Source organism: Longispora urticae (assembly GCF_053902585.1).
In genome coordinates, this window is sequence record NZ_JAQZSH010000063.1 from 1 (window position 1) to 7,575 (window position 7,575).

At 74.0% G+C, this 7,575-nt stretch carries 6 protein-coding genes; 1 reads left to right on the plus strand and 5 read right to left on the minus strand.

Features of this window, described 5'->3' with window-relative positions; all coding sequences use genetic code 11:
* From PT931_RS35905 to PT931_RS35925, 5 genes are all read right to left on the minus strand, one after another.
* A partial coding sequence (locus tag PT931_RS35905) for a tetratricopeptide repeat protein (RefSeq protein ID WP_456250185.1) occupies positions 1 to 1,402 on the minus strand: 1,402 nt, incomplete at its 3' end.
* Positions 1,403 to 1,761: 359 nt separating this feature from the next.
* Positions 1,762 to 2,850: an SCO2522 family protein gene (locus tag PT931_RS35910; RefSeq protein ID WP_456250186.1), complete on the minus strand. Its 1,089-nt coding sequence runs from the start codon at positions 2,848 to 2,850 to the stop codon at positions 1,762 to 1,764.
* On the minus strand, positions 2,847 to 3,767 hold the full coding sequence (locus tag PT931_RS35915) for an SCO2523 family variant P-loop protein (protein ID WP_456250187.1): 921 nt from the start codon (positions 3,765 to 3,767) through the stop codon (positions 2,847 to 2,849). Before PT931_RS35915 ends, PT931_RS35910 begins: the two co-directional genes overlap by 4 nt.
* 1 nt (position 3,768) lies before the next feature.
* A complete protein-coding gene (locus tag PT931_RS35920) occupies positions 3,769 to 5,622 on the minus strand; it encodes an SCO2524 family protein (RefSeq protein ID WP_456250188.1) in 1,854 nt (617 codons plus the stop codon).
* Positions 5,623 to 5,774: 152 nt separating this feature from the next.
* Positions 5,775 to 6,674, minus strand: coding sequence for a YihY/virulence factor BrkB family protein (locus tag PT931_RS35925; protein WP_456250189.1), 900 nt, complete (start codon positions 6,672 to 6,674; stop codon positions 5,775 to 5,777).
* 159 nt (positions 6,675 to 6,833) lie between these two features.
* On the opposite strand from PT931_RS35925, the gene PT931_RS35930 reads away from it, so the two are divergent.
* Positions 6,834 to 7,575: PH domain-containing protein (locus PT931_RS35930; RefSeq protein ID WP_456250190.1), on the plus strand; the 742-nt coding region annotated here is incomplete at its 3' end.

The following is a 7,575-nucleotide window of genomic DNA, read 5'->3' on the forward strand; positions in this document are numbered from 1 at the left end:
CCTCGGCCCCGTCGAGGTCGCCCAGCTCGACCCGCAGGTTCGCCCGGTTGGTCAGCGCGTCGACGTGCCCGGGGTCGATCGCCAGCACCCGCCCCAGGTCGGCGAGCGCCAGCGCGGGATCGTCGCGCAGGGCGGCGCGGTGCAGGTACGCGTCGGGCAGGTGCGGGCCGAGGCGGATCGCGGCGGTGTAGTCGGCGAGGGCCTCCGCCGGCCGGCCCAGGTCGCGGTGCAGGCCGGCCCGGTCGACGTGGTACTCGGCGTTGTCGGGGTCGCGGTCGATGACGGCCGTGAGGTCCGCGAGCGCCCGGTCGGGCCGGCCCGTCGCGGCGTGCAACTGCGCCCGGTTGTGCAGCAGCCGGGCCCGGTCCTGGGGCCGCTCGTCGGGGGCGAACTCCCGGTCCAGGGCGGCGATGCCCGCGTCGATCCGGGCGAGCGCGGCGTCGGCGCGGCCCGACCGGCTGTCGAGCAGGGCGAGACCCTGGCCGTAGAAGACGGTGAGCAGGGTGCGCTGGCGCGGGTCGTCGAGCCGCGCGGCGAGGGCGAGCGCGGTGTCGAGCTCCTGGCGGGCCAGGGTGGCGTCCCGCGCGTCGGGGGACAGGTACCGGGCGTGCAGCATCGCGGTCGAGTACGCCGCGGACATCAGGATCTTCGGGTCCCCGGTGGCGGCGCGGGCCCCGTCGTAGAGCGCGAGGGCCTCGGCGGCCCGGTCGAGCGCGGCGTACGCGGTGCCCAGGCCGGTGGTGAACGCCCACCAGGTGCCCAGGTCGTCCCCGGCCCGCACGAGCTGGCGGCCCCGGAGTGCCAGTCGGGCCGCGTGCTCGTACCAGCCGGCGGCCAGGCAGCGGCCGAGGTCGGCCCGGAGGGTGGCGGGGTCGGTGGGACCGTCCCCGGCGCGGGGCGCGTTCGGGTCGGTCGGCCCGTCCCCGGACCCGCGGGCCACCGCGGGCGGGTCGCCGAGGGGGAGGCCGAGTGCCGCCGCCAGATCCGCCGGCACCACGGCGCCGCTCAGCCGCAGCCGCAGCCGTGCCGGATCGACCCGCCGCACCAGCGCCCCCAGCAGCTCCAGGGTCGTCCCGTCGGCCCGGTCCACACTGTCGAACCCGACCTCCACGGGCTCCGGTGCCCCCTCGGCCCAGGTGCCGACGAACTCCGCGATCCCGAACGCCACCTGCCGGGTGCGCTGGGCCGGATGGAACCTGATCCGTTCGGGGCCGGCCTCCGGAGCGCCGAACACCTCCGGTACCGCCGCGCGCAGTTCCACCTCGTGCCGGGCGACGAGATCGGGCCGATCGGGCAGGATCGTGGCCAGGTACTGCCGGACGCCGCCGTACGGCCCGGTCCGCCACACCTCGCAGTCGAAGCCGCCGGGCGTCGCCGCCGGTTCCCAGACATGCCGCCTCACCGCCACCACCCCTCACGGAAGGTGAGCCGGAGCGGCGGACCGCTCCGGCTCGGGGACTGCTACCAGCACCACTCGAACCACAGACGACGCGCGCCGGACGACAGCTTGGCGGCGGACTCCTTGCGGACAGTCAGCTTCTTCATGCTCCACCTCCTCCCGGACACCGGTGATGATCTTCGGTGCCCGAACGCTACCGAGGTTCCGGCGGAAGTGAGTCTCACTCGCGTCTCACGCTTCGGCCGCCGCCGCGGTCCGCCCCTCCGACCAGCGGATTCTCGGCACCCGGCCGGCGCGGCCTGGGTTTCGGGCCGGTCGGGGATTCTCCGCACCCGGCCGGCGCGGGCATCGGGCGGTGCGGTCTAGAGCCAGGCGCTGCCCGCGCCGATGTGGACGTACTCGGCCCGGTCCACGATCTCCGCCGGCAGTTCCACGCCTTCACCCTCGGCGCGCGCCCGCAGCTGCGCGGCCACGTCGGGGGCCGTGGCCACCTGCTCCAGGACCGTGCGCACCGCCTGTTCGACGGGCAGGAACCGCCCCGGCATGATCGACATCGTCCGGTACGCGCAGAACGGGGCCCGGGTGCCCGTCAGCCGGGACAGCGCCGGGAGCTCCGCCCACGAGTCGGGGAAACCGCCCTGCCACGGCTCGGCGACCAGCACCGGGTCCGGGCCGTCGCGGAGCACCCCCAGCCGGAGCAGTTGCCAGACCGCCGCGAGCAACGGGCGGGACCAGGTGCGCCGGTGCTCGTCGTCCTCGTCCCACAGCTGCACGTCCACGAAGATCGAGTGCCGTCTGACGCCGTTCTGCGCGGGCGGCCGCCACGGCCGGTGCGCCTCCATCGCCTCGGCGGACGCCGCCGGGGACCGCTGACCGTTGCACAGCCAACCGTTGACGGTGGCCGGCGGGCGGGAGCCGTTCGCACCCGGCGGGGGATCGGGCACCAGGCGGCCGAGGAGCAGCTCCGCCGGGGAGGTGTCGCCGGCCCGGGCGCAGACCGACTCCCGGGCCAGGTAGTCGATCGGGACGCCCGCGTTCTCGGCGGCGCGGATCAGCCCGGGCAGCACCTCGCGCGGGGAGCCGACCTCGCCGAAGTAGTCGTCGATCAGGAAGCAGGTGCTGACCCGGGGCCGGGGCAGCGGGGGCCGGAGGGGCCGGGACTCCGGGTTCCCTCCCGGCCGGACGGGCCCGGGCCGGCTGTCGCCGGAATCCCCCGACACCGCCCCGTCCCAGGTCGCGACCAGCGCCTCGTGCCGCGCCGCCAGCTCCGCCGCGTGGATCCGCCGGGCGGCGTCCGCCCAGGGCGCGACCCGCTCGAAGTGCGCGCGCAACCGCGCCTCGCCCTCCGCGAAGTCCTCCATGTACAGGTGCCCCAGCTCCAGCGACAGGTGCGACAGCGGCACCTCCGCGAGCGCACGGTCGGCGCTGGCCTCCCGGAACACGCTCGTCACCGGGCCGACCAGACGTCGTCGTCGAACAGCCGCTGGGCGAGCCCCTGGAACGCGTCCACGGTCTCCCGGTTGGCGATCTGGTACTTGTACAGGTCGCTGTCCGTCAACAACTGCTCCCGCCACTGCAGCACCGGGTCCAGCGGTACCTGCCCGAGGGTGACCGCCGCGCCGACACCCTCCCGGCTCGCCAACTGCTTGAGCTGCTCGTTGCACGCCTTGAGCCAGGTGACCTGCCCGGCCCGCAACGAGGCCAGCGACTCCGACTCCGGGTCCACGACGGCGGTCCGCACGTACCGGATGGCGTTGACGAGGCGCTCCCGGTCGTGCCCCCGGTCGACGCCGGCGGCGATGATGCCCCGGGGCCCGTTGACCAGCCCGCCCGCCGCGATGACGTGCTGGCGGGTCCACCGGTGGAACACGAGCCAGCGGAACACCGTGGACCGCAGCTCCGGGGCCGCCGTGGCCGCCAGCACGATCTCCGTCGCGTACGAGCGGCCCGCGCTGAGGTCCACGAAGCACAGCTCGAACTCCTCCTCGAGCCGGCGGAACAGCCGTACGCACCGGGTGATGGCGTCCTTGGTCGCGGAGAACTCCCCGCCGCCCTGGTCGCCGGGGACCAGCACCAGCTGCCCCGCGCCGGCCGGCCGGGACCGGGAGCTCTCGTGGTTGGACTCCGACCACACGTCCGTGCGGACCGGGGCGGAGGTCCGGCCCTGGAGGTAGGAGTGCAGGCCGGTGTCGGGGCGCGCGCCGCGTACCGCCGAGCCGATGTTGAAGATCGCCCCCGCTGTCGGCGAGCCGAAGTCGAAGTCGAGGTAGCAGACGTCGCCGCCGTCGAGGGCCCGGCGGTAGGCGATGTTGCAGCTGATCACCGACCGGCCGGTGCCGCCCTTGTCGGAGGTGGAGAACACGAGCATGTCAGCCCGCCTCGGACAGGTCCTGCCGGGCGGCCACGAGCGCGTCGAGTTCGACCAGCACCTCCCTGGCGAGGGACTCGGCGGTACCGGGCCGGCGGGTCAGCCAGTACCGGGCACGGCTGAGTCTCTCCTCCACCCACTGGTGCTTGATCCGGATGGCCCGCGCGTTGTTCGCCGGGTTGGCCAGCAGTTCCTGGTCGAAGATGACCTCCGCCTCGCTGAGCAGGTCCCGGGCGTGCGCCACGGCCCGCTCGCTCGACTGCGGGCCCCTGGTGATCAGGGTGGCCGCCGCGACGAGGCACTCGACGATCCGTTCCGTGTAGTACCAGGAGGGTTCGTGGTGGTCGATGGTCGACAGGCTCGGGAAGGCCAGGGCCGGCTGGTCCCACAGCCGGTCGCCGGGGCCCCTGCCGAGCCGGCGGCGACGCAGGTGGTCCCAGACGTCGTCGGCGAGGTCGACGAACTGCTGGCGGCGCCGGGGCTCGCTGAACAGGCCGGCGATGCTGATCGTCCGCTTGAGGAGTTGCGGGCCGAAGTCCGACGCGAACCACAGCAGCGGCGGCCCGTCCCGGTCCTCGGCGCCGCCGAGGGCTAACGGCACGCCGGGGGAGTGCATGGCCACGGCCGCGGCCGCGTCCAGCGACGCGCGCTGGGTGATCCGGCCGCGCCCCGCCAGGGTGGACAGCACGCCGCCGACCCGGGTCAGGTGGGCGTCGGACCGATCCTTGGTGGCGATGTGGTGCACGACGATCGAGGTCACCAGGAGGGTGGAGTAGTCGGACTCCCTGTCGTCCGTGGTGCGCCAGGGGAGGTCCTCCAGCGGCCACGTGCCGTCGCCGAACATGGCGATCTTCGACCAGTACGCCTGGGTCAGGTCCCAGCGGATCCGCAACGCCTGGGCGAGGTGCAGTTGGTTGTCGTTGAGCAGCCCGAGGATCCGGGTCCGCTCGGAGAACAGGTCCTGGAGGGCGTCGAGGGCGACCACCGTGAAGTACAGGTACGGCGCGGCCCCGGCCACCCCGTCCGGCTGCCGGCCGACCCGCTCCGGGGTGACGACCTCCGGCGCGTCCCGCACGATGCCCCAGGACCAGCCGCACTCGAACAGCTGGGTGGAGTGCAGCGAGTCCTCGATGTAGACCGTGGCGCCGGAGCCGATGCTCAGGTCCCGCAGCCCGGCCGCGGTCTCCTGCATCTGCCGGCGGAACGCGGATACCACCGCCTCGGGGGTCGTCCGGTCCTGGTTGATCGTGCGGATCAGGGCCGAGCCCTCGGCGGAGTCGGCGCTGAACACGTACACCGTGAAGCTGCGCAGCAGGCCGACCATCGCGGCGGACAGCCGGTTGCTGGCCAGTTCCCGCAGCCGGTTGATCTCCTCCTGCTCCTCCTTCTTGCGCCCCTCCGGCCTGTACTCCTGGAGGAAGCCGATCGTGGCGAGCGCCAACGTGATCGACATGGCGAAGGAGTCGACGACCTGGAGGTCGCGCTGGGCGTCGGAGATCGGCGCGCGCGGGTCCCCGGAGACGAGGTAGTCCTCCCCGGAGAAGACCGGGGTGCCGTCCTCGGCGGTGTGGCGGTCGAAGTACTCCCGGATCACCCGGACCAGGAACCTCGGGATCTCCAGCCGGTCGCCCAGCTCGCCGAGCGCGCGCACGACGTCGTCGGCGGTCTCGTCGGGGCGCTCCAGGCGGAACGTGGCGACCCGGGTGGCCGGGACCATCAGGCAGAGCAGCTGTTCGGCGTCGCTGACGGAGTTCGACCCGTCCCGGCCGCCCCACACCCAGGCGCCGTCCCTGAGCGAGGACCGGATCGTCGAACGCCAGATTCCGAGGGTTTCTCTGCGGGGCTGGATCCTCATCGGGGACCGATCACCGTCCTCTGTGTCATGACGCGACGCAACCGCTGACTTGACCCATAGCCAGGATCAGCCCGCCGTGGCCGGGACGCAACTGTCGTGGGTGCCGGTTTCGGCGGAGTGACGGATCCCTGACACCCCGCCGGTGTGCGCGGTCACGCGGGCGGCGGGTCCGACGCGATCCGGGCCGCCGGACGCGTGCGGCGGCCCGGCAGCAGCCGCCGCCGACAGCCGAGGTCGTACACCGTGCCGGCGTCGCTGGTCGCCGTCAGCGCGGCGGCGAGGAACAGCAGCTGGTTGAGCAGGTACAGGAACACGAGCAGCCCGACCGAGCCGGCGACCACCTGGTACGCCGGGTTCGCCACCGTCGCCCCGATGTACAGCCGCCCACCGGTCTTCAGCAGCTCCAGCCCCCCGGCCACGAGCAGCGCGGGCCCGACCACCCGCCGGAACGACATCCGCAACCGGGGCACCCCGATCAGCAGCGCCGCGGCGAGTGCCGCGTTCACGGCCATGCCGAGCAGCACGCCCAGCCCGGTCGCCGCCCAGCCGGCCGCGTCGGCGACCAGCCAGCCCAGCAACGCGTCGGTGCCGAACTGGAGCCCGATCGACGCGGCCAGCAGCAGCCCGAGGCCGGCGAGGACGGCCAGGTCCCACGCGTACCGGACGAGGATCTGCCCGGGGTCGCGCGGCAGCCGCCAGATCGCCCGGATCGACGACCGGGTGCTCTCCACCCACCACAGTCCGGCCAGCAGGAAGCCGGCCATCGCGATCAGCCCCACCCGGCCGCTCGCCGCGAGCAGCGCGTCGACCTGCACCCGGGGGATGTTGGCCGCCACGAACTCGCGCACCGACTCGCGGACCTGCGGCACGTCGCCGAACAGCACGCCGGCCATCGCCAGGCTGAACACGCTCAGGGCCAGCACGGCGAAGAACGAGTAGTAGGTGACCCCGGCGGCGAGCAGCCCGGCGGACGTCTCGTCGTACCGGTGGAACGCCCTGACCACGTGCCGGAGCCAGCCGTGCCGCTCCCGGAGCGTTCTCCACCATCCCATGGTCCACGCTTACCCTGTTCCGACCCGGGGGAATCGCACGACACACCCGACCCGCACCCCTTTAACGGGTACCGGTCACCGTGGCGCCAACCCGTGCGTCCGTGGGCGCGCCCTGGCGCGGGGCAGCGAGGGAGCCCGCACCCCCCTACCGTGGTAGCCATGCCCCCGTCGTTCCGTGCACCTCAGCCCATGGCCGCCCCCCGCCGGGACCGGATCCACCTCGTACTGGTCGTCGTCGCGCTCGTGGGCAGCCTCGGTGTGCTCGCCGCCCGCCTGACGGTGTGGGACCGGACGTCCGGCGTCTCCGGCGGGTTGTACTTCACGGCGGTCCTGGTCCTGTTCGGCCTCACCACCGCCGCCCTGTTCCTGGACATCACGTGGAGCAGGACGCCGGCACGGCTCGTCGTGCGCGACGGCGCGTTCGTCGCCCCGCCCCGGCTGCGTGGGCGGGCCCGCCGGCTGCTCCTGGCGGCCGCCTCCCTGGCCGTCCCCGGCATGATCATACTGCCGGTGCTGGACGCCGGGCCGGCGAGAACCGCGGTCAGCGCGATGTACGCGCTGGCGCTCCTGGTGTCCACGGTGCTGGCGTTCCGCCCCGGGCCGAGGGTGATCCTGACTCCCGCCGGGGTCGAGTTCGCCGGCATGTTCCGGTCCCGGCGCGCACCGTGGGCGGACATCACCGACGTGCTGCCCACCCCGAAGGTCCGGGTCCACGGCAGGTGGTGGTCCCTCGGCGAGGACCGGCTCGACGTGGCCCCGGGCTACACGGCCGACGCGATCGTGCACTACCTCCGTTACCCGGACCGACGCCCCCTGATCGGCACGGAGGCCGAACACGACCGGCTCTACCGGGAGCTGTCGACGCTGTGGGCCGGCCGGGCGGCGGCCTACGCCGCCGCCC

Excerpts from the sequence above, each read along its gene's own strand:
- PT931_RS35915 (WP_456250187.1), bottom strand. The coding sequence starts at position 3,767 with ATGCTCGTGTTCTCCACCTCCGACAAGGGCGGCACCGGCCGGTCGGTG.
- PT931_RS35920 (WP_456250188.1), bottom strand. The coding sequence starts at position 5,622 with ATGAGGATCCAGCCCCGCAGAGAAACCCTCGGAATCTGGCGTTCGACG.
- PT931_RS35925 (WP_456250189.1), bottom strand. The coding sequence starts at position 6,674 with ATGGGATGGTGGAGAACGCTCCGGGAGCGGCACGGCTGGCTCCGGCAC.